This window comes from Aquibium oceanicum (assembly GCF_001889605.1).
GTDB lineage: Bacteria > Pseudomonadota > Alphaproteobacteria > Rhizobiales > Rhizobiaceae > Aquibium > Aquibium oceanicum.
Window position 1 is genome coordinate 1,209,597 of sequence record NZ_CP018171.1, and the last position, 19,141, is coordinate 1,228,737.

Here is a 19,141-nt window from a genome sequence, read left to right on the forward strand (position 1 = left end):
CGGCAAATCGTGTTTGACACATCACGCGACCCATTCCGAGACCGGCGCCGCCGCTTCGTCGAGGGGTTGGGTGACGATGTCGACCAGCGTCGGCTCGCCGGCTTCGAGCGCCTGTTTCAACACCGGTTCGAGATCGGCCGGATCCTCGACGCGCCAGCTCTTCAGCCCGTAGGCGGCGGCGACCGCGGCATGGTCGGTACGCGTGAAGTCGACGTTGTGGAAACGGGCGCCGAAGCCGGAGCGCTGACCGGCCTTGATCCAGCCGAAGACGCTGTTGGAGAGCGTCACGAAGGTGATCGGCATGCGGTAGCGCACGACGGTTTCGAGTTCGCCGACGCTCATGCCGAAGGAGCCGTCGCCCATCACCGAGACGGTCTTGACGCCGGGGCGGCCGACATGGGCGCCGATCGCCGCGCCCATCGCGAATCCGAGCGCGCCATGGGCGCGGTTGGTGATGAAGTGGCGTCCGACCAACGGCCAGCGATAGTGCGCCGAGAAATAGGGACACGGCGTGCCGGGATCGGCGCAGACGATCGCATCGGCATCGAGCAGGCGCTGGAGCGTGGCGACGACGCGCTCGGGGCGGATCGGCACCTCGTCGGAAGCGGCAAGCGGATCGAACGCGGCGAGCTTCGCCGCCCAGGCCGCTTTTGCGCGCGAAACGCCGTCGTTGCCGGAAGCCCCGCCGCGCCGCGCCACCGCCGTGGCGATCGCCTCCAGCGCCAGCCGGGCATCGCCGGCGAGCGCGACGTCTGTCCGATAGTTCGCGCCGATCACCGCCGGATCGGAATCGATGTGGACGATGCGGGCATCGGGGCCGGGCGAGCGCCAGCGCTCCGTCGTCACGGAGCCCGCGCGGCAGCCCACGTAGAGCACGAGGTCGGCCTCGTCGACCACGGCGCGTGTCGCCGGCACGCCGCCGTTCGACCCGACCACGCCGACCGCGCGCGGATCGGTCTCTGCGATGGAGCCCTGCCCGGAGACGGTGGTCGCGACGGGCAGGTCGAGCATGTCCGCGAGTTTTGCCAGCGCCTCCATGGCGCTGGCAATCACCACGCCGCCGCCGCACATCACGACGGCCTTGCGGGCCTGGAGAAGCGCATCTGCCGCCGCCTCGACCGCCGCCGGATCGGGCGCGACAGCGAGAGCGGGAAAGGTCTGGTGGCGGGCATCGGCCCAGATCTCGTCCGGCGTGACGGGATTTTTCTGGGTGTCGAAAGGCAGCGCCAGGTGCACCGCGCCTGGGCGGCCCGTGGTCATCTCGCGGAAGGCGCGGCGAAGCATGGCCGGCAGGCGCTGCGCGTCGTCCAGCGAGGCGTTCCACTTGGTGAGCGGCCGGAACATCGCCACTTGGTCGAGCTCGGTCAGCGGATACCGCCCGCGCGAGGTGGTGGAGACGTCGGAATTGATGGCAAGCACGGGGATCGAACTCTCGTTCGCCTCCACGACGCCCGGCAGGATGTACGTCGCGCCACCGCCCGACGGACCCTCGCAGACGCCCGGCCGCCCTGTGACGCGAGCATAGGCGTCGGCCATGTAGCCGGCATGTCGCTCGTCGCGGGTCAGGAGGTGGGTGATGCCGTGGTCCAGCCGGTGGAGCGCATCGTATAGCGGCAGGGTCGTGTCGCCGCACAGGCCGAAGACGTGTTTCACGCCATAGGCTTCGAGCATCTTCACCATGGCTTCCGCGCCGGTGAGCGTGTTCGCGTTGTTGCGTGAGTTCATGCCCTCGATTTCCCCGCCGATCCGATGCCATCCGGCTTCCTTACGGATCATCTGAACTGTATACAGACCTGAATACTGGTTCGAAGAGAACGGGAGAGTCAAGCGTGTCGAAACCCCCGGAGACGGACGGAATGGTCGGCGCACTGCTCGCCGATATCCGCGCGATGGCGGTCGATTTCCGGCTGCGGCCGGGCGAGCGCATCAACGAGGTCGCGCTTGCGGCAAAACTGAACGCCAGCCGCACCCCCTTGCGAGAGGCGCTCAACCGGCTGGTGTCCGAGGGCTTCGTCACGTTCGAGAGCGGACGCGGCTTCTTCTGCCGGAGATACTCCGTCGCAGAGGTGCAGGACCTCTATCAGTTGCGGCAGGCGATCGAGCGCTTCGCCGTCGAGCGCGCGGTCGAACTGGCGAGCGACAACTTGATTTCGGAACTCCGCGCCTTTCTGGAGCGCACGGCGGGCGAGGAGGGTCGTACGCTGGAGGACGTGCTCGCCTACGACGAGTACTTCCACGAGACGATCGCAGGCTGGTCCGGCAATGGCGAAATGCTGCGCACGCTGCGAAACGTCAACGCCCGCATCCGCTTCTTCCGATGGGTGGACATGCAAGCGCGACGCGGCCGCACACAGGGCGAGCATCGAGAAATCCTCGATGCAATCGGAAACAGACAGGCCGGCGAGGCGGTGGCGCTGGTCGACCGGCACATCGTGCGGCGGCGCGACGAGATCGCCGAGGCGCTGAAGGAGTGCCACGCGCGCCTGTTCGTCGACGAGGATTTCGTCCATCCTGCCTTCAAGTCGGCGGAGGAACTATGCGCGTAACAGGCGGAAAATCGATCTACGGCGCGGCGGTCGGCATCCTGATGCTCGACGCCCGGTTTCCGAGGATTCCCGGCGACATGGGCAATGCCACCACCTGGCCGTTCCCCGTGCACTACAAGATCGTGCGATCGGCGACACCCGACCGCGTCGTGCGCGGCGGTGCCGAGGGTCTGCTCGACGTCTTCGTCGCCGCGGCGCGCGAACTTGTCGCCGACGGGGTTGACGGCATCACGACCAATTGCGGGTTCCTGTCGCTGTTCCAGGAGGAGCTGGCCGACGCGGTCGGCGTACCGGTCGCGACTTCCTCTTTGATGCAGGTGGCGCAGGTGAATCGACTGCTGCCGAAAGGCCGGCGCGCCGGTATCCTCACCATCTCCGGCTCCACGCTGACGCCGCTGCACCTCGAAAAGGCCGGTGTTCCCGAGGGCACGCCGGTCGGCACGACGGAGGGCGGGCGCGAATTCACCCGCGCGATTCTCGGCAACGAACTGGAGCTCGACGTGGACGCGGCACGGCAGGACAATGTCGAGGCGGCGCGCGCCCTCGTGGTCGCCAATCCCGATCTCGGCGCGCTGGTGCTCGAATGCACCAACATGGTGCCCTACGCGGCCGACATTCGCGCCGCGACCGGCCTTCCGGTCTTCTCGATCGAGACCTTCGTGCGGTGGTTCCAGGCCGCGCTGGTGCCCCGCACCTACTGACCCTGCCTCGCCGCGTCTCTGTTTCAAACCTGTTTCGCCGCCGAAACACATCGGGCGCCGGCGGCAATCGTCAGGATACCGAACGCGCGCATTGATGCCGCAGGGCGGGTGCACGAATCCGTGCGCAGTCGCCTTGCTTGCGGATTGCTTTCGACATGAACATCTCCGTACACCCGCCCGGCCGGCACCGGGAGCGCACGCCTTCGCGCGTGGCCGGATGGCTCCGGCGCTTCCTCGCCCGCCGCGCAGCCGGCCTCGTGCTCGGTTTCGCCAGGATCGTCACCGCCGTGCGCGGCGAGTGGCAGGGCGTCGAGCCGCGCGACGTCCAGCGCATCTACTTCGCCAACCATTCGAGCCACGGGGATTTCATCCTGGTCTCCGCCGTTCTGCCGCCGCGCTTGCGCCGCCACACGCGGCCGGTGGCCGGCGCCGATTACTGGATGAAGGGGAGGCTGCGGCGCTTCGTCGGCCGCGAGGTCTTCAACGCCGTCCTGATCGAGCGCAACAGGGAACGTCGAACCGAGGATCCGGTCGATCAGATGACCCGGGCGGTGGGCGAGGGTGCGTCGCTGATCGTGTTCCCCGAAGGCACGCGCAACACCGGCGACCTGCCGCTGATGCCCTTCAAGAGCGGCCTCTACCATCTCGCAAGGGCGTGCCCGGGCATCGAACTGGTTCCGGTCTGGATCGCCAACCTGAACCGCGTCCTCCCCAAGGGCGAGATCGTGCCCATCCCGCTCGTGTGCACCGTCACATTCGGCGCCGCCCTCCATGTCGGCGAGGCCGAGTCCAAGGAGGACTTCCTTCGGCGCGCCGAGATCGCGCTGCTCTCCCTCGCACCCAACGGAAACCGGCCATGACCGCGCCGCATCCTGACCTGCTCACCCTGCTCCTGGGGCTTGCGGCCGTGCTCTTCGCGGCCTCTGCCGTCGCCTACGTGCTGCGCGTCCGGCTGTCGCCCGGCGGTTCGAACGCCGTGATCGAGAACCTCGGCGACCGGATCGATGCCTGGTGGGTGATGGCGATCGTCATGGGGCTCGCCCTGATCGGCGGACGCACCGGGGTGACGCTGCTGTTCGCGCTTTGCTCCTTCGCCGCGCTGCGCGAGTTCGTGACGCTGACCAACACCCGCCGCGCCGACCACTGGGCGCTGGCCGGGGCTTTCTTCGTCATCCTGCCGGCGCAGTACTGGCTGGTCTGGACCGGGTGGTACGGGCTCTATTCGATCTTCATCCCGGTCTACGCCTTCCTGCTGATGCCGATCGTGTCCAGCCTGCGCGGCGACACGGACCGCTTCCTCGTTCGCATCGCCGAGGTGCAGTGGGCGCTGATGATCTGCGTCTTCTGCGTCTCGCACGTGCCGGCGCTGCTCACGCTGGACATACCCGGCTTCGAGGGGCGAAACGTGCTCCTGATCGCGTTCCTGGTCATCGTCGTTCAGAGCAGCGACGTCATGCAGTACGTCTGGGGCAAGCTCCTCGGCCGCGCGAAGATCGCGCCGAAACTGTCGCCATCGAAGACGCTGGAGGGGCTCGTCGGGGGCGGCTTGAGCGCGGTGGCGCTGGGCACGGCGCTCGCCTGGATCACGCCGTTCAGCCCCATTGAGGCGGCGCTGTTGTCGCTGGCGATCGTCCTCATGGGATTCTTCGGCGGGCTCGTCATGTCGGCGATCAAGCGCGACCGCGGCGTCAAGGATTGGGGCCACCTGATCGCCGGCCATGGCGGTTTCATCGACCGGCTGGACTCGGTCATCTTCTCGGCGCCCATCTTCTTCCATCTGGTGCGCTACGGATGGTCGCTGACATGAGGACGCAGGTCCCAACCCTGGCCCGTAGCAGCGCGGCGCACGTGCTAGTCGCCTTCGCCGCGATGGGCGGCTGGGCCGTATTCGCCAACCGCATGCACGCCATGCCGGCGCCGCTTCTGGCCGGGCTGGTGCAGGGCGCGATCTCGGGCACCATCACCTATTTTCTGAAGCGGACGGTGGAGGCGCTGTCCGCGCGCTTCGAGGGCATGGGGCGCCTGTTGCTGCCGCCAGCCATCGCCTTCGCAACCTCGCTCGCTGTGCTCGTGACGCTGCATACGCTCTCCGGCACGCCGGAAATCCTGCGCACCATCGCACTGCCGCTTGCGATCTCCACCGGCTATGCGGCGCTCTACAGCCATGCGCTGTGGCGGCGCGAGAGGACATGACGCCATGACGGACGCTCCCGACCGCCGCCCGCTGGCGAGCCGCGACACGCGCTGGGCGCAGGCGCTGACCCGTAGGCTCGCCGCCACCTCCATCACGCCGAACCGCATTTCGATGGGAAGCATCCTCGCCGCTGCCGTCGCGGGCGCCTGCTTCTGGGGCGCTGGCGACACGCAGGGATGGAGCGCCGCGCTGTTTCTCGTTGCGGCGGCGCTGTTCTGCCAGATCCGGCTCCTGTGCAACCTCCTCGACGGTCTCGTCGCGATCGAGGCCGGCAAGAAGGAGCCCGACGGCGCCTTCTGGAACGAGTTCCCCGACCGGGTGGCTGACATCCTGATCCTGGTGGGCGCGGGGCTCGGCGCGGGAGGACCGGCGCTCGGCTGGGCGGCGGCGGCAATGGCGATCCTGACGGCCTACACGCGCGAACTCGGACGGGCCTGCGGGCTGCCAGCGGATTTTTCGGGTCCGATGGCTAAACAGCACCGCATGGCGGTGATGACGTTGGCCGCGCTCGCCGCGGCTGCGGCAGAAGTGTTCCTTGGCGGGGAGGTCCACACCGTGCTGATTGCGGCGCTATGGATCGTCGCCGTCGGCGCGGCTGTCACGGCCGCCCGGCGGGCCGCGCAGATCGTCATTGGCCTGCATGGGAGCCCGCACTGAGCCGATGCGCGCTGCCGAGCGGCAGCGTCAGTCGGTGCGGGGCTCCAGCACGTAGAGCCCGACGTCGATGTTGCGCGTCTTGAAGCCGGCCTCGCAGTAGGCGAGGTAGTATTCCCACAGCCGGCGGAAGCGCTGGTCGAAGCCGAGCTGTTCGACGGCCGTCCAGCTCTGCCGGAAGCGATGGCGCCACTCCGCCAGCGTGCGGGCATAGCTCTGGCCGAAATACTCGGCGCCGACGAGCTTCAGTCCGGCGTCCCTGGCGTGCTGGTCGATGAGCGCCTTCGACGGCAGCATCCCGCCCGGAAACACATGGGTCTGGATGAAGTCGGCGCCGTTTCGGTATTGCTCGTAGCGGCTCTCGTCGATGGTGATCGCCTGGATCACGGCCCTGCCGCCGTCGGCCAGCAACTGCCGCACCTTGCCGAAATAGGCCGGCCAGTACTGCTCGCCGACCGCTTCGATCATCTCGATGGACACGATACGGTCGAACGAGCCTGCGCTGTCGCGATAGTCTTCCAGTTCGATCCGGACGCGGTCAGCCAGGCCCTCGCGTTCGGCGGACTGGCGCGCGTAGGCCAGTTGCTCGGACGAAAGCGTGATGCCCTTCACGTCGGCGCCGGAGGTGGCCAGCCGGGTGGCGAGCGTGCCCCAGCCGCAGCCGATTTCGAGAACGCGCTGCCCGGGCTGCGGCGACAGGAGTTCGGCGATTCGGCGCAGCTTGTTCTCCTGCGCCTGCTCCAGCGTCTCGCCGGGTGCCCGGTAGAGGGCGGACGAATAGGTCATGCTCGGATCGAGCCAGAGCCGGTAGAATTCGTTGCCGAGATCGTAGTGATAGGCGATGTTTCGCTTGCTGCCCGACAGGCTGTTGGCCCGCAGGAGATGGCGCAGCCGGTTCACAGTGCGGGCCGGCCAGGAGCCGGAAATCGTGCGGTCGATCTGCTCCATGTTGGCCACAGCCAGTTCGAGCAGCGCGGCGAGGTCGGGGGTCGACCACTCGCCGTCGAAATAGGCTTCGGCGAAGGCGATGTCGCCACCGAGGACCAGGCGCCGCACCGCGCTCCAGCGGTTCAGGTGGAGGACGGCTTCGGGCCCCGGCGTACCGGACTGGTGTTCGAGCACCACGCCTTCGGGGGTGCGCACCGAAATCTGACCGACCGTGGCGCAGGAAAGGAGTTTGCGCAGGAAACGCGCGGCCAAGGCCCCGAACGGGCGCAGCCGACCGGACGTGTGATCAACATCGAGCGACATCAGGTTCGGCGTCCCCGTGCAGGTGTCGCGAGTTCGCTGCCACAAAGGTGATCGGCGTCTCTGGCGGAGCGGGGCGCGTCGTGAGCTTCACGCCTTTCGCCCACAGCTTCAGCGCCTCCCAGTGGATGCCGCCGATCACCTTCACGGTGAGCAGCGGATAGGCGAAGAACATCCGCGCAAGCGTGGCGTCGGTCAGCGGTTGGCGCTGTCCCGAAAAGGCCGCGACGATCAGGGGGCCGTCGCCGTCGCTCGCAGTGATGTGGATCGATGTCCGCTCGGCCGGCGGATCGACGCGAAAGTCGTATCGCATGGCCATGGAAATGAACGGAGACACATAGAACTCTTTCTCGCAATGCTGCTCGATGCTCCCGACGCTGCCATCATCCTCGATCGGTATCAGATAGCTGTGACGCTCTCCGAAGGTGTTGCTGACTTCGTACAGTAACGCATGAAGGCGCCCGTCCGCCAGATGGCAGAAGTAGATGCTGAGCGGATTGAACACGTAGCCCAGAACGCGCGGCATGCAGAAGAGCCGGATGGCGCCGCCATCCACGACGAGGCCGGCGGCGCGAAGCTGCTCTTCGACATAGCTGCGCAGCAGCCGGCCCGAGCCGTCGGCGTGGTCGCCGTCGAAAAAGCCGAACAGGTTGAAACGATTGCGCGAGAACAGCCTGAGCCGCCGCGAGAGCGCGTCGATCTCGTCCAGGTCGAGTAGCAGCGAGAACATGCGGTAGGCCAGGCGGTGCCGGCGTGGACGCAGGCGCTGGTGCATGACCTTGCCGGCATAGACGGCGGAACGGAATTCGGACATCAGGCCGCCACCAGTTCCGGGCCGCGCGGGATGTCGACGACCGAGATGCGCCCGGATTCGTCGGCGACATGCCAAGGCCTGCGCACGCCGCCCAGCGCCTCGGCCACGGCAAGGCCCGCCTGAAGCCCGTCCTCATGAAAACCGGCGCCGAAATAGGCGCCGCAGAACCAGGTGTTGCGCTCGCCCTGGAGGGACCACAGCTCTTTCTGCGCGCGCATGGCGGCGGCGTCGAAGACCGGGTGCTCGTAAATCTGGCGATACTTCACGGTTTCCGGCCGGGGTTCCATCGAAGGGTTGAGCGTCACGAAGAGCGGCTGCTCGCAGTCGAGCGGCTGCAGTCGGTTCATCCAGTACGTCACGGAGAGGCGCTTGGTTCCACCCGTGGTGTCGGCGAGATAGTTCCAGCTCGTCCAGGCGCGCTTGCGGCGCGGCATCAGGCCGACATCGGAGTGCAGGATGGCCTCGTTGCGGCTGTATTCGAAACTGCCGAGCAGTCGTGTCTCGGCTGCGTCCGCATCGGCGAGCACCCCGAGCGCCTGGTCGGCGTGCGTGGCGATCACGACATGGTCGAAACGGCGGCTGACACCGCGCGTGTCGATCACCTCGGCCGAGCCAGGGCTTCTGACCACGGACCTTACGCCGTGGTCCAGGAGAATCCGGCCCCGGAAGCGCTCGGTCAGACGCCTTACGTATTCGCGGCTGCCGCCCCTGACGGTTCGCCAGACCGGGCGTCCCGCGAGCCTCAGCAGCCCGTGGTTCTCGCAGAACCGGATGAAGGCCGCGGCCGGATAGTTGCAGATCTCGGCTGCGGGCGTGGACCAGATCGCGGCGGCCATGGGGTAGAGATGGTCCTCGCGGAAGGCGCTGCCGTAGCCTTCCGCATCGAGATAGTCGCCGAGGCTGATCTCGCCGATGCGCGCGACGTCGAACGGCGCCTGACGGTAGAACCGCAGCAGTTCGCGCAGCATCCGCCAGAAGCGCGGCCGGGCGATGTTCGCGGGTTGGGCCAGGAGGCCGCCGAAGCCGCTGCCGGAATATTCCAGCCGCCCGCCGTCGATGGAGACGGAAAAGGACATGTCCGACGGCGCGGTGGGCACTCCGAGATGGTCGAACATCGCGGTCAGATTGGGATAGGTAACTTCGTTGTAGACGATGAAGCCCGTGTCGACCGCCACACCGTCCGTTTCCACGGTATTGCTGTGGCCGCCGAGACGCGGACCCTGCTCGAAAAGCGTGACCTTGTGGCGTGTCGAAAGGAGCCAAGCCGCCGACAGGCCCGATATGCCGCTGCCGATGACGGCGATCTCGAGCGGTCGTGCTGGGGGGAAACCGGCGGCACCGGGCATTTGCGACTCCAAGTTCTCTGTGGAAGAGGCTCGCCTCGTCCCGTAACTTGTGCTCTTACGCAGCCAAGTGAGGCACGGATCACCAGCGGCGGTGTGATCCGCCCGGCGCGACCGGTCGTAACAGGGCGCATGAATGCATCCACACATCACTTCGTGGCTCATAAGGTCCTGCCCGGCTTCCATCCCTCGGGGATCGGGACGCCCGGCATGACGGGAAAGGCAAGGACAGTCCTTTCGGCGGACGATGCCCGGCGGCTCGTCGCCGCGGTCGCCATCGAGCGGGACCGTGCCGCATTCGCGCAGCTGTTCAGCCACTACGGGCCGCGGTTGAAGGCATTCATGATGCGCGGGGGGCTTTCCGCGTCCGCCGCCGAGGAACTCGCCCAGGAGACGATGCTGCTGGTCTGGCGGAAGGCCGGATACTTCAACGCTGAGCGTGGCGGCGTCTCGACCTGGATCTTCACCATTGCGCGAAACCTGCGGATCGATCGGCTGAGGCGCGAGAAGCGGCCGCGGGCGAACACGGAACTGTTCGATCCTTCCGACGAACCCGATGGGCCGGCGACGGGAGAAGCCGTTCTGATGGCGGTGCAGCGGGAGGAACGGGTGCGGGCCGCGCTCGACCTCCTGTCCGACGAGCAGGCGGAGGTCCTGCGGCTCTCCTTCTTCGGCGACAAGCCGCAATCCGAAATTGCCAGCGAACTCGGAATTCCGCTCGGCACCGTAAAATCGCGCGTGAGGCTGGCGCTCGGCCGCCTGCGCCACATTCTGGACGACCTGAAATGACGATCAATCACCATCCGAGCGACGAGACTTTGCTCCGCTACGCGAGCGGCACGCTCGATGCGGGACCGCGCCTCGTCGTGGCCGTCCATGTCGGCGGATGCCGCGTCTGCGCGGAGCGCGTGCTCCAGTTCGAGGCGATCGGCGGAGAGATGCTCGACGACATCGAGCCTGTGGAGATGAGCGCCGACGCTCTGGATCGCGCGCTGGCCAGGATCGAGGTGACGCCCGAGCAAGAGCCTTCCGCGCCGGCCGGGACGAAGCGCCGCCGCGCGGATGTCGGCATCCGGCTGCCGGAGGTTCTCGACGGTTGCGAGGTGGGGCGCTGGTGGTGGATCGGTCCCGGCCTGCGCTGGAGCCGCGTGACGCTGCCCGACGATCCGGGGGCGAACGTGATGCTGCTCAAGATCGGCGCGGGACGCAAGCTGCCGGAGCATACCCATACGGGACGTGAGTACACCCAGGTCCTGACGGGTTCCTTCGCCGACGCGCGAGGGCGCTACGTGCCGGGTGACCTGGATGAAGCCGATTCGGAGGTGGAGCACCAGCCGGTGGTCGATTCGAAGGCGGAGTGCATCTGCATAGCGGCGCTGGAAGGAAACATGCGCCTGCGCGGCTTCTTCGGCCGGATGATACAGCCACTGATCGACGGCTGAGTCCGAGCGGATGCGGCCGGTCCGCGTTCGGGTGCCTTCCCGGCTGGCGACGAAGGAGGCCTACAAATGACGCTCGCACTTGCCATCTTCGGGCTCGCGGTCGCGCTTTCCGCGATCATGACGGGCGCCTGGTGGATCGCCCTGAGAAGCGGCAAGTCCGGATGGATCGACGCGATCTGGTCCGCATCCGTCGGCGTGTGCGGCGCCCTGGCCGCAATCCTTTCCCTCGATGGAGACGTGCCGAGCGCGCGACAGCTTCTCGTAGCCGGCATGGCGCTCGCCTGGTCGCTGCGTCTGGCCTCCCATATCGCCTCGCGGACCGCCGCGAGCGACAAGGACGATCCGCGCTACGCCCAGCTCAAGCAGGAGTGGGGTGAATCGGCCCGCAGCCGGCTCTTCTGGTTTCTCCAGATCCAGGCGGCGGCCGGTTTCGCGCTCGTCGTCTCGATCATGGCCGCCGCGCACTACCCGGCGCCCGGGCTTGGCCTACGCGACCTGTTGGGCGCGGCGATCCTTCTCGCCGCGGTGCTCGGCGAGGCGGTGGCCGACCGGCAGCTCAGCGCCTTCCGGTCAGATCCGGCCAACAAGGGCAAGACCTGCGACGTCGGGCTCTGGGGACTGTCGCGCCATCCGAACTATTTCTTCGAGTGGCTCGGCTGGCTTGCCTATCCTGCCATCGCGCTGGATCTAACGGGCGGCTATGCTTGGGGGTGGGCATCGCTCGCCGGTCCGGTCCTGATGTACTGGCTGCTCGTCCACGCCTCCGGCATCCCGCCGCTGGAGGAGCACATGCTGCGGTCGCGCGGCGAGGCCTTTCGCCGCTACCAAGCGCGTGTGAATGCCTTCTGGCCCGGTCCGGCGAAACCGGCTTCGGATTGAACGGACCTTCGACCCGCGACTGAACGCGGCTGCTGCCCGGAGCGGGCCGGCGCCGTCAGGTCTGCGGATAGAAATACTGGACCACGATGAAGGCGAGTGCCGCCGAGACCGACGTGACCAGCGTACCCCAGGCGATGTCGACCACGGTGATGATCGCCGGCCAGCCGCGGATCGTCGCATGGCTGGTCAGGTCGTAGGTCGCATAGGCGAAGAAGCCGAACAGCGCGCCGTAGAGCGCTGCCGTCGTCCATTTGCCGGTGGCAAAGGCGGGCGACAGGGCGAAGATGATCATGCCGACGACATAAAGCAGATAGAACACGACCGCCGGCACGGGACTGAAATTCTCGGCCAGTACGTCTCCGAGATACTGACGGTAGAGGCGCTGCGACATGGTCGACAGCCACACGGCGTCGATGCCGAGGAAAATGATGAAGGTTGCCACGTAGGCGACCGCGTATCTCGTCATGATGCCTTCCTCTTCCTGGCTTGTGGTTGTTGCGTGTCGTCGGACCGTACGGCCCGGTAGGCTTCCATGGCCCGGTCGCGGGCGGCGTGGTGATCCACGATCGGCGACGGATAGGTCTCGCCGAGCGTCACGCCCGCGTCCTTCAGCACCGCGGCGGACGCCTCCCAGGGCTTCTGGACGAAGCGGTCGGGAAGTTTGGCGATTTCGGGCACCCAGCGGCGGACGTAGTCGCCGCCCGGATCGAACCGTTCGCCTTGGAGAACGGGATTGAAGATGCGGAAATAGGGGGCGGCGTCGGCGCCGCTGCCCGCGACCCACTGCCAGCTGGCGGGATTGTTGGCCGGGTCGGCGTCGACGAGCGTGTCCCAGAACCACTGTTCCCCGTCGCGCCAGTCGATCAGGAGATCCTTGATCAGGAAGGAGGCCGCGATCATGCGTACGCGGTTGTGCATCCATCCCGTGTGCCACAGCTGGCGCATCCCGGCATCGACGATCGGATAGCCGCTGAGGCCCCGCTGCCACGCTTTCAGCGCCTTCGCGTCGCGGTGCCACTCGAACGCTTCGTACTCGGGCCGGAATGCCCGCTCGCGCAGATGCGGGTTGTGGAACAGGAGATGGTAGGAGAATTCACGCCAGGCGAGTTCCTTGCGGAATTTCGCCGCGCCGGCGCCATGGAACTTCTTCAGCGCGGCGAGGATCTGGAACGGGGTGATCTCGCCAAAGGTCAGATGCGGCGAGAGACCGGAGGTTCCGGCCTTGCCCGGGATGTCGCGGCTGCGTTCGTAATCCGACAGATCGTCCTCGACGAACTCCCGGAGGCGGCGTCGGGCGCCGTCCTCGCCGGGAGTCCAGCTTTCCTGCAGGCCGCCGGACCAGTCGGGCTTCGTGGGCAGGAGTTCGAGTTCATCGAGCGCCAAGCCTTCCAGCTGACCTTTCCAGCCCTTGACCGAAGAGGGCGGGTCGATCGGGTCGCGGGGCTCCACGCTGCTCTCCAGCGCTTTCGAGAAGGGGGTGTAGACCTTGTAGAAACCGCCAGATCCGGTCTGGAGCAGGGACGGCTCGTGCATCAGCGCGCCGTCGAAGCTTCGTGCCACGAGTTCCTTATCGCGCAGGCTCGTCTTGAGGGCCGCGTCGATGGCCGCTTCCGCCGGATCGTAGCGGCGGTTCCACAGGACCGTGTCGGCACCGCTGACCTTGATCGCCTCTTCAACGACGTCGGCCGTCCGGCCACGTTTCAGGACCAGTCCGGCGCCGGCCTTGTTCAGTGCCTTCTGCAAGCCATGCAGCGAATGGTGCAGCCACCATCGGCTCGCCGCGCCGATGGGTCGAACGCCTTCGCTTTCCTCGTCCAGAATGAAGATCGGGAGCACGGGGCGGTCGCTGTCGGCGGCGGCGGCAAGCGCGCCGTTGTCGCGGATGCGAAGGTCGCGCCGGAACAGAACGATGACGGGAGAAGCCACGGGTCCGATGCTCACGCGCGCAGCGCCGTTGCGGCGGGATGCGGTTCTGTTTTTGGTGACACGGGCCAACCTCCTCCGGACGGTCGAACCCTTCTACGCGGCTATGCCGCGGAAGGATCAATCCGGCCTGCCGGAGCGATGGTCGCGATCGGAAGGATATCCTTTGCCGGCCTGGCCGATGGCGATGCCGGAAAAAACAACACCCGCCGGGGGAGGAGGTCCGGCGGGTGTCGTTTGTGTGGCGGACACCCGGGAGGAGGTGGGTGCCGGCCTATCCGTCGTTCACTGGGAGGAGGTAGATCCCGACGGAATTCTGCAATCTGTCAACCTCCGGTGAGGGAGGACAGCACCCGCCGAGGGAGGAGGTTCGGCGGGTGCTGATTTGTCGGCCGGCACCCGGGAGGAGGTGGATGCCGGCCGTATCCGTCAGAACCTGGGAGGAGGTAGGCTCTGGCGAAATTCCGTACTTCGTCAGATCGACTTGCGAGCGACGAAGGAAATGTCTCCGCGGGCAATCCCCAGATCGCTCAGTTCGCGGTTCGAAAGGCGGCTCAGCTCGTTCACGGTGTCGCGATAGCGGCGCCAGTTGCGGTAGTTGCGGACAAGGTTCATAACACGTCTTCTTTCGGGTAGTTTTCGTTTCGGCTGTTCTCTTGTTGATTGGAAGATAGTCGCGCCCCGTCGGCATTTGAAGCGCGGTTGTTGCATAGCAGCAATGCGTTTTGTGCAATGCAACATAAATTAACGGGCAAGTGAGTATCCCGCATCCCGGTATCGGAACGCGCGCATTGGCGCCATCGGCGCGATACGCGGGCGCGACATAGATTTGCCGGCATCGCGACCGAGAGCGCCCGCGATGGATGAGGGATGATGGCTTCATACGGTTCCAGGGTCAGGCAGGACATCTCGCGTTGGCTTGCCGAGGGACTCATCGATGCACCGACCGCGCAGGCTCTACGCAACGACGTCGAGGGCCGGACGTCACGCGGCTTCAGTTTCGGCGGCGTCCTGGCGGTGCTCGCCGCGCTGCTCCTGGGAGCAGCGATCCTGATCTTCGTGGCGGCGAACTGGTCCGCGTTTCCGCGCGTCACCCGGGCCGGCCTGCTGTTTGCACTCATCCTGGCCGGTTATGCCGGCGGCGCTCTTCTCAAACTGGCCGGCAGGGTCTCAGCCGGCGAGGCGGCTTTTCTGATCGGCGGCGCGGCCTTCGGCGGTTCGATCGCGCTCATCGGGCAGATGTACCATCTTTCGGGAGATGAGGCGCAGGCGCTGCTCGTCTGGTGCGCGGGTGTGACGGTAGCGGCGGTGATCCTGCGCTCGGCGGCGTCGACGGTGGCGGCGGTGGTCATTGCGGCCGCCTGGCTGTGGGCGCAGACGTGGGATTTCTGGAGCGCCGCGGACGTGCCGAACGAATACCTGCTCGTGCTGGCCGTGCTGTGGGTGGTTTCCCTGTGGACCGGCGCCCGCGCGGGGCGGCACCTGCTCGTGCTGTCGCTCATTATGTATGCGTCACTGGCCTATCTGCGCACCGAGCAGCTGGCGATCCCGATCCTGACGGCGCTCGTGTCGGCCGCATTCTTCGTCGCGGCGAGCGTCCGGCCGGATGGCGTCGAGCGTCTCCTTCGCCTCGGCGGGGGCGCGCCGATTCACGGGCTGCTGGGCTTCGTGGCGGGCATGTCCTTCGTGCAGTTCGCGGTGATGGACCAGCCGGCTTTCATGCTCGCCGCGCTGATCACTTTCGGCGGCAGCGTGGGCGCACTGGTGCTGGGCGGCCGCGAGAGCCGCAGGCTGCGGTGGCTCGCCTATACGGTGTTCGGCATCGAACTGTGCATCGTCTACCTGGCGACGGTCGGCACCATGCTCGGGACCGCGGGGTTCCTGATCGCCACGGGTCTGCTGCTCGCCGTCCTCGCCATGGTCATCACGCGGTTCGAGCGGCGGATGAAGGCCCCGGTGCAGGGAGGCGCGGCATGAAGCGTTCGATGCAACTCGTCGTCGGCGCGCTCATAGTCTCCGCGCTGCAGATCGGGTTCCTCTTCTCGGTCATCCAGGGGCGGGCCACGATCCTGCGCGATGGCGCGGAGGTCATGCTGAAGGTCGAGCCGGTCGATCCGCGCGACCTCCTGCGCGGCGACTACGTGCGGCTGGGCTACGAGATCTCGTCCGTCCCCAGAACGCTCTTCGAGCCGCCGCTCGCCGACGCCGACGCCGCAAAGGGAACGCCGGTGCTGGTCCGTCTGGCGCCGGGCGACGACGGGCTGTGGCGTCCGGTTGGCGCGCGGCTCGCAGAAACGCAAGCGTCCGCGATGCCCGACGGCCAGGTCGAGATCGCCGGTACGATCGACACCGCATTCGCGGCGATCGACCAGGTTCGGCTGTCCTACGGCATCGAACGCTTCTATCTTCCCGAAGGCGAGGGACGCGAGATCGAGCGCGACATGCGCGAGCGACCCTTCATGATCCTGGCTGCCATCGGGGAGGGCGGAACGGCCCAGATCAAGGCATTCTTCGACGGCAAAACACGCCTTTACGAGGAGCCGCTCTACTGAACGTGGCGAGCATAAGCATCGCGCGGGCTGGAAGTGGGAAGCAATTCGCCAGCCAAGCGCGAAAAAAGCCGCATTTCTGGGGTGTTTCCCCTTTGAAGCCGTGATGCGCGGTGATATAGACGCCCCGCTTCGGGAGGCGCGTTTGCTTCCTGAGCGGGTGTGGTGGAACTGGTAGACACGCAGGATTTAGGTTCCTGTGGCGCAAGCCGTGGGGGTTCAAGTCCCTCCACCCGCACCAGAAAGCCACTCCCGGCCCAAGGAATCCGGCAGGCGAAACGGAAAGAGCCGTTCCGCCCCGGAATTCGTGAAGACAAAGGTTTGATGATGCAGGTTACCGAGACGCTGAACACTGGGCTGAAGCGCGAGATCCAGGTGGTGGTCCCCGCAAAGGACATGGAAGCGCGGCTGCTGGAACGTCTTCAGGACGCCAAGGGCAAGGTGCGCATCAACGGCTTCCGTCCCGGCAAGGTGCCGGTCAACCACCTGCGCAAGGTCTACGGCAAGTCCGTCATGGCCGAGGTGGTCAACGAGATCCTCTCCAACTCGACCGGCTCCATCATCAAGGAGCGCGGCGAGAAGGCCGCCATGCAGCCCGAGGTCAAGATGACCGAGGACGAGTCCGAAGCCGAGAAGATCCTCGCCGGCCAGGCCGACTTCGAATTCTCCATCGCCTACGAGGTCATCCCGCCCATCGAGATCCAGGACGTGTCCGGCATCTCCGTGACGCGCGAGGTCTACGACGTCCCTGAATCCGAAATCGACGAGCAGGCGATGCGGGTCGCCGAATCGGCGCGCACCTATACGCCGAAGGACGGCAAGGCCGAGACCGGCGACCGCGTGACCATGGACTACGTCGGCAAGGTTGACGGCGAGCCCTTCGAGGGCGGGGCCGACAGCGGCGCCAACATCGTGATCGGCTCCAACCAGTTCATCCCGGGGTTCGAGGACCAGCTGGTCGGCGCCAAGGCCGGCGACGAGAAGGTGGTCGAGGTGACTTTCCCCGAGCAGTACCAGGCGGCCCATCTCGCGGGCAAGGCCGCGACCTTCGACGTCAAGGTGTCGGAAATCGCTTCCCCGGAGGCGATCGAGCTCAACGACGAGGTCGCCAAGTCGCTGGGACTGGATTCGCTCGAGCGCCTGCGCGAGATCATCAAGGGGCAACTCGAGAGCCAGTTCGGCACGGTGACACGCCAGAAGGTGAAGCGCCAGTTGCTCGACGCGCTGGACGAGACCTACAAGTTCGAGGCCCCCTCGAAGCTGGTCGAGGCGGAGTTCACCAACATCTGGAATCAGGTGACGCGCGATCTCGAATCCGCCGGCAAGACCTTCACCGACGAGGACACGACCGAGGAGGAGGCGCGCGCCGAGTATCAGCGTCTCGCTGAACGCCGCGTCCGCCTCGGGCTGGTTCTGGCCGAGATCGGCGACAAGGCGGGCGTGCAGGTGTCCGACGAGGAGATGCAGCGTGCGCTCATGGAGACGGTACGCCGCTACCCCGGCCAGGAGCAGCAGGTCTACGACTTCTACCGCAAGAACCCGGCCGCGCTGGCGGAATTCCGCGCGCCGCTGTTCGAGGAGAAGGTCGTCGACCACCTGATGACCCTGATCAACGTCACCGACAAGAAGGTCTCGAAGGAAGAGCTTCTGGCGGACGACGAGGCGGATGAGGCCAAGGCCGAGGCGGCTTCCGAAAAGGAAGCAGCGCCGAAGAAGAAGGCCGCTCCGAAGAAGAAGGCGAAGGCCGCCGAGAGCGAAGCCGTCGCCGAAGACGGCGCCGAGTAGCACGGCACGAAGAGCCGCCACCGCGCTCAAGCGGTCGGGCGGCTCCATCGAACCCAGCAAGGGTGGCGCGGCCGGATGGCTTCGCCACCCTTGCGCGTTTGGCGCCTATCCCCCATTTTAGGGGGAAGACATGCAGGTGCGATTTTGGGCCTGCCCATTCGTATGGAGAGAGAAATGGGCCGATTCCAGGTGATGACGATGACGACGGACGCGGCGCGCCGCGTGCGCGAGATTGTCTCTGGCCGCGAGGGCGCGACCGGCATTCGCGTCGGCGTCAAGAAGGGCGGCTGCGCGGGCATGGAGTACACGGTCGATCTGGTGAACGAGCCGGATTCCCGCGACGACCACGTCGAACACGAGGGCGCGCACGTCTATGTCGCGCCCGAGGCGTCGCTGTTTCTCCTGGGCACGCAGATGGGCTTCGAGACGACCAGGTTGCGCTCCGGCTTCACCTTCACCAACCCGAACCAGTCGTCGGCTTGCGGCTGCGGCGAGTCCGTCGAGTTGAAGCCCGCCGACCTGAAGGCGCTGGCGGAAGCCCGCGCGGCCAGCGCGGCCTGAGGTCAGTCGACCCACAGACCCCGTTTCCGGTGCCAGCCCTCGATGGACTCCTCCGGATAGAGGTCGAAGCGGCTGTCGCCCTCGCGGACGTCCGGTTCCACCCATGACGGCTTGTACTTGAGCATCAGATGGACGCGCTCCGGCGCCACCGGCAGTTCGCTGTCGATCGCCGAGGCGAAGGGATGGACGAGATCCGGCCAGGTCGGATCGTAGAGCCACAGCGCCGAGCCGCATTCGCGGCAGAAGCGCCGCTCGCCGGTGGACACCTCGCAGGTCGGCCGCTCCTCGTCCTCGATCTCCGCCCGGTAGAGGCCGAGATGTTCCTCTCCGGTGACCTTCATCGTTTTCGCATTCGCGCCGAGATTGATGGCGAACCCGCCGCCGCCCTGCTGCTTGCGGCAGATCGAGCAGTAGCAAAGCTGGTAGGGGACCGGCGTGTTGCTTTCCACCTCGAAGCGGACGGTGCCGCAGCGGCATGATCCCTTGAGAAGTATCGGCATGC

Annotated in this window: 21 protein-coding genes and 1 tRNA gene; 14 read left to right on the plus strand and 8 right to left on the minus strand. The window is 66.7% G+C overall.

Annotation, left to right across the window (positions count from 1 at the left end):
* Nucleotides 1–21: 21 nt before the first annotated feature.
* Nucleotides 22–1,725, minus strand: coding sequence for a thiamine pyrophosphate-binding protein (locus BSQ44_RS06045; protein WP_072607895.1), 1,704 nt, complete (start codon nt 1,723–1,725; stop codon nt 22–24).
* Nucleotides 1,726–1,829: 104 nt separating this feature from the next.
* Between BSQ44_RS06045 and BSQ44_RS06050 the strand changes: the two genes are divergently transcribed.
* From BSQ44_RS06050 to BSQ44_RS06075, 6 genes are all read left to right on the plus strand, one after another.
* Nucleotides 1,830–2,546, plus strand: coding sequence for a GntR family transcriptional regulator (locus BSQ44_RS06050; protein ID WP_157894519.1), 717 nt, complete (start codon nt 1,830–1,832; stop codon nt 2,544–2,546).
* The gene (locus BSQ44_RS06055) at nt 2,537–3,247 is read left to right on the plus strand and encodes an aspartate/glutamate racemase family protein (protein WP_072602396.1); all 711 of its coding nucleotides are present in this window, start codon (nt 2,537–2,539) and stop codon (nt 3,245–3,247) included. Before BSQ44_RS06050 ends, BSQ44_RS06055 begins: the two co-directional genes overlap by 10 nt.
* A gap of 155 nt (nt 3,248–3,402) precedes the next feature.
* Nucleotides 3,403–4,107: a lysophospholipid acyltransferase family protein gene (locus tag BSQ44_RS06060; RefSeq protein ID WP_083534522.1), complete on the plus strand. Its 705-nt coding sequence runs from the start codon at nt 3,403–3,405 to the stop codon at nt 4,105–4,107.
* Entirely contained in the window at nt 4,104–5,054 is a 951-nt protein-coding gene (locus BSQ44_RS06065) for a phosphatidate cytidylyltransferase (protein ID WP_072602397.1), read from the plus strand. The genes BSQ44_RS06060 and BSQ44_RS06065 overlap by 4 nt, the downstream gene beginning before the upstream one ends.
* Entirely contained in the window at nt 5,051–5,440 is a 390-nt protein-coding gene (locus tag BSQ44_RS06070; protein WP_072602398.1) for a hypothetical protein, read from the plus strand. Before BSQ44_RS06065 ends, BSQ44_RS06070 begins: the two co-directional genes overlap by 4 nt.
* Nucleotides 5,441–5,444: 4 nt before the next feature.
* Nucleotides 5,445–6,098, plus strand: coding sequence for a CDP-diacylglycerol--glycerol-3-phosphate 3-phosphatidyltransferase (locus BSQ44_RS06075; protein WP_072602399.1), 654 nt, complete (start codon nt 5,445–5,447; stop codon nt 6,096–6,098).
* Between the two features lie 27 nt (nt 6,099–6,125).
* Here BSQ44_RS06075 and BSQ44_RS06080 read toward each other — a convergent pair whose 3' ends face one another.
* Genes BSQ44_RS06080 through BSQ44_RS06090 form a run of 3 tightly spaced genes read right to left on the minus strand, consistent with a single transcriptional unit; the run spans nt 6,126 to nt 9,503 of the window.
* Complete coding sequence (locus BSQ44_RS06080; protein WP_072602400.1) at nt 6,126–7,346, minus strand: SAM-dependent methyltransferase; 1,221 nt, start codon at nt 7,344–7,346, stop codon at nt 6,126–6,128.
* Complete coding sequence (locus BSQ44_RS06085) at nt 7,330–8,160, minus strand: DUF1365 domain-containing protein (protein WP_179948746.1); 831 nt, start codon at nt 8,158–8,160, stop codon at nt 7,330–7,332. The genes BSQ44_RS06080 and BSQ44_RS06085 overlap by 17 nt, the downstream gene beginning before the upstream one ends.
* The gene (locus BSQ44_RS06090) at nt 8,157–9,503 is read right to left on the minus strand and encodes an NAD(P)/FAD-dependent oxidoreductase (protein ID WP_072602402.1); all 1,347 of its coding nucleotides are present in this window, start codon (nt 9,501–9,503) and stop codon (nt 8,157–8,159) included. Before BSQ44_RS06090 ends, BSQ44_RS06085 begins: the two co-directional genes overlap by 4 nt.
* A 207-nt stretch (nt 9,504–9,710) precedes the next feature.
* On the opposite strand from BSQ44_RS06090, the gene BSQ44_RS06095 reads away from it, so the two are divergent.
* The 3 genes from BSQ44_RS06095 (at nt 9,711) to BSQ44_RS06105 (ending at nt 11,821) form a co-directional block, all read left to right on the plus strand.
* Nucleotides 9,711–10,289 carry a sigma-70 family RNA polymerase sigma factor gene (locus BSQ44_RS06095; protein ID WP_072602403.1) on the plus strand — a complete coding sequence of 193 codons (579 nt, stop codon included), beginning with the start codon at nt 9,711–9,713 and terminating at the stop codon, nt 10,287–10,289.
* Nucleotides 10,286–10,942, plus strand: a complete 657-nt coding sequence (locus BSQ44_RS06100) for a ChrR family anti-sigma-E factor (protein ID WP_072602404.1) — start codon at nt 10,286–10,288, stop codon at nt 10,940–10,942. Before BSQ44_RS06095 ends, BSQ44_RS06100 begins: the two co-directional genes overlap by 4 nt.
* 66 nt (nt 10,943–11,008) lie before the next feature.
* Nucleotides 11,009–11,821, plus strand: a complete 813-nt coding sequence (locus BSQ44_RS06105; RefSeq protein WP_072602405.1) for a DUF1295 domain-containing protein — start codon at nt 11,009–11,011, stop codon at nt 11,819–11,821.
* Between the two features lie 55 nt (nt 11,822–11,876).
* On the opposite strand, the gene BSQ44_RS06110 is transcribed toward BSQ44_RS06105, so the two are convergent.
* The 3 genes from BSQ44_RS06110 to BSQ44_RS06120 all read right to left on the minus strand — a co-directional run bounded on the left by BSQ44_RS06110 (nt 11,877) and on the right by BSQ44_RS06120 (nt 14,359).
* Nucleotides 11,877–12,287 (minus strand): DUF2177 family protein, encoded by a 411-nt coding sequence (locus BSQ44_RS06110; RefSeq protein ID WP_072602406.1) that lies wholly within the window; start codon nt 12,285–12,287, stop codon nt 11,877–11,879.
* Nucleotides 12,284–13,762: a cryptochrome/photolyase family protein gene (locus BSQ44_RS06115; RefSeq protein WP_235633357.1), complete on the minus strand. Its 1,479-nt coding sequence runs from the start codon at nt 13,760–13,762 to the stop codon at nt 12,284–12,286. Before BSQ44_RS06115 ends, BSQ44_RS06110 begins: the two co-directional genes overlap by 4 nt.
* Nucleotides 13,763–14,218: 456 nt before the next feature.
* On the minus strand, nt 14,219–14,359 hold the full coding sequence (locus BSQ44_RS06120; protein ID WP_072602407.1) for a DUF1127 domain-containing protein: 141 nt from the start codon (nt 14,357–14,359) through the stop codon (nt 14,219–14,221).
* Nucleotides 14,360–14,614: 255 nt separating this feature from the next.
* Here BSQ44_RS06120 and BSQ44_RS06125 point away from each other — a divergent pair, with 255 nt between their 5' ends.
* The 5 genes from BSQ44_RS06125 to sufA all read left to right on the plus strand — a co-directional run bounded on the left by BSQ44_RS06125 (nt 14,615) and on the right by sufA (nt 18,639).
* The gene (locus BSQ44_RS06125) at nt 14,615–15,721 is read left to right on the plus strand and encodes a DUF2157 domain-containing protein (protein WP_335622619.1); all 1,107 of its coding nucleotides are present in this window, start codon (nt 14,615–14,617) and stop codon (nt 15,719–15,721) included.
* Nucleotides 15,718–16,296, plus strand: coding sequence for a GDYXXLXY domain-containing protein (locus tag BSQ44_RS06130; RefSeq protein WP_072602408.1), 579 nt, complete (start codon nt 15,718–15,720; stop codon nt 16,294–16,296). The genes BSQ44_RS06125 and BSQ44_RS06130 overlap by 4 nt, the downstream gene beginning before the upstream one ends.
* 153 nt (nt 16,297–16,449) lie before the next feature.
* Nucleotides 16,450–16,534: transfer RNA gene (locus BSQ44_RS06135), tRNA-Leu, on the plus strand.
* Nucleotides 16,535–16,617: 83 nt separating this feature from the next.
* Nucleotides 16,618–18,078 (plus strand): trigger factor, encoded by a 1,461-nt coding sequence (gene tig / locus BSQ44_RS06140; RefSeq protein WP_083534526.1) that lies wholly within the window; start codon nt 16,618–16,620, stop codon nt 18,076–18,078.
* Nucleotides 18,079–18,252: 174 nt separating this feature from the next.
* A complete protein-coding gene (sufA, locus tag BSQ44_RS06145) occupies nt 18,253–18,639 on the plus strand; it encodes a Fe-S cluster assembly scaffold SufA (protein WP_072602409.1) in 387 nt (128 codons plus the stop codon).
* Nucleotides 18,640–18,641: 2 nt separating this feature from the next.
* On the opposite strand, the gene BSQ44_RS06150 is transcribed toward sufA, so the two are convergent.
* A complete protein-coding gene (locus tag BSQ44_RS06150) occupies nt 18,642–19,139 on the minus strand; it encodes a GFA family protein (RefSeq protein ID WP_072602410.1) in 498 nt (165 codons plus the stop codon).
* Between the last annotated feature and the right edge of the window lie 2 nt (nt 19,140–19,141).

What these genes read in the sequence shown, in the direction of transcription:
- sufA (WP_072602409.1), top strand. Translation starts at nt 18,253, where the DNA reads ATGGGCCGATTCCAGGTGATGACGATGACGACGGACGCGGCGCGCCGC.
- BSQ44_RS06120 (WP_072602407.1), bottom strand. Translation starts at nt 14,359, where the DNA reads ATGAACCTTGTCCGCAACTACCGCAACTGGCGCCGCTATCGCGACACC.
- tig (WP_083534526.1), top strand. Translation starts at nt 16,618, where the DNA reads ATGATGCAGGTTACCGAGACGCTGAACACTGGGCTGAAGCGCGAGATC.
- BSQ44_RS06110 (WP_072602406.1), bottom strand. Translation starts at nt 12,287, where the DNA reads ATGACGAGATACGCGGTCGCCTACGTGGCAACCTTCATCATTTTCCTC.
- BSQ44_RS06090 (WP_072602402.1), bottom strand. Translation starts at nt 9,503, where the DNA reads ATGCCCGGTGCCGCCGGTTTCCCCCCAGCACGACCGCTCGAGATCGCC.
- BSQ44_RS06150 (WP_072602410.1), bottom strand. Translation starts at nt 19,139, where the DNA reads ATGCCGATACTTCTCAAGGGATCATGCCGCTGCGGCACCGTCCGCTTC.
- BSQ44_RS06130 (WP_072602408.1), top strand. Translation starts at nt 15,718, where the DNA reads ATGAAGCGTTCGATGCAACTCGTCGTCGGCGCGCTCATAGTCTCCGCG.
- BSQ44_RS06065 (WP_072602397.1), top strand. Translation starts at nt 4,104, where the DNA reads ATGACCGCGCCGCATCCTGACCTGCTCACCCTGCTCCTGGGGCTTGCG.
- BSQ44_RS06125 (WP_335622619.1), top strand. Translation starts at nt 14,615, where the DNA reads ATGATGGCTTCATACGGTTCCAGGGTCAGGCAGGACATCTCGCGTTGG.
- BSQ44_RS06095 (WP_072602403.1), top strand. Translation starts at nt 9,711, where the DNA reads ATGACGGGAAAGGCAAGGACAGTCCTTTCGGCGGACGATGCCCGGCGG.
- BSQ44_RS06080 (WP_072602400.1), bottom strand. Translation starts at nt 7,346, where the DNA reads ATGTCGCTCGATGTTGATCACACGTCCGGTCGGCTGCGCCCGTTCGGG.
- BSQ44_RS06075 (WP_072602399.1), top strand. Translation starts at nt 5,445, where the DNA reads ATGACGGACGCTCCCGACCGCCGCCCGCTGGCGAGCCGCGACACGCGC.
- BSQ44_RS06100 (WP_072602404.1), top strand. Translation starts at nt 10,286, where the DNA reads ATGACGATCAATCACCATCCGAGCGACGAGACTTTGCTCCGCTACGCG.
- BSQ44_RS06055 (WP_072602396.1), top strand. Translation starts at nt 2,537, where the DNA reads ATGCGCGTAACAGGCGGAAAATCGATCTACGGCGCGGCGGTCGGCATC.
- BSQ44_RS06105 (WP_072602405.1), top strand. Translation starts at nt 11,009, where the DNA reads ATGACGCTCGCACTTGCCATCTTCGGGCTCGCGGTCGCGCTTTCCGCG.
- BSQ44_RS06045 (WP_072607895.1), bottom strand. Translation starts at nt 1,725, where the DNA reads ATGAACTCACGCAACAACGCGAACACGCTCACCGGCGCGGAAGCCATG.
- BSQ44_RS06070 (WP_072602398.1), top strand. Translation starts at nt 5,051, where the DNA reads ATGAGGACGCAGGTCCCAACCCTGGCCCGTAGCAGCGCGGCGCACGTG.
- BSQ44_RS06060 (WP_083534522.1), top strand. Translation starts at nt 3,403, where the DNA reads ATGAACATCTCCGTACACCCGCCCGGCCGGCACCGGGAGCGCACGCCT.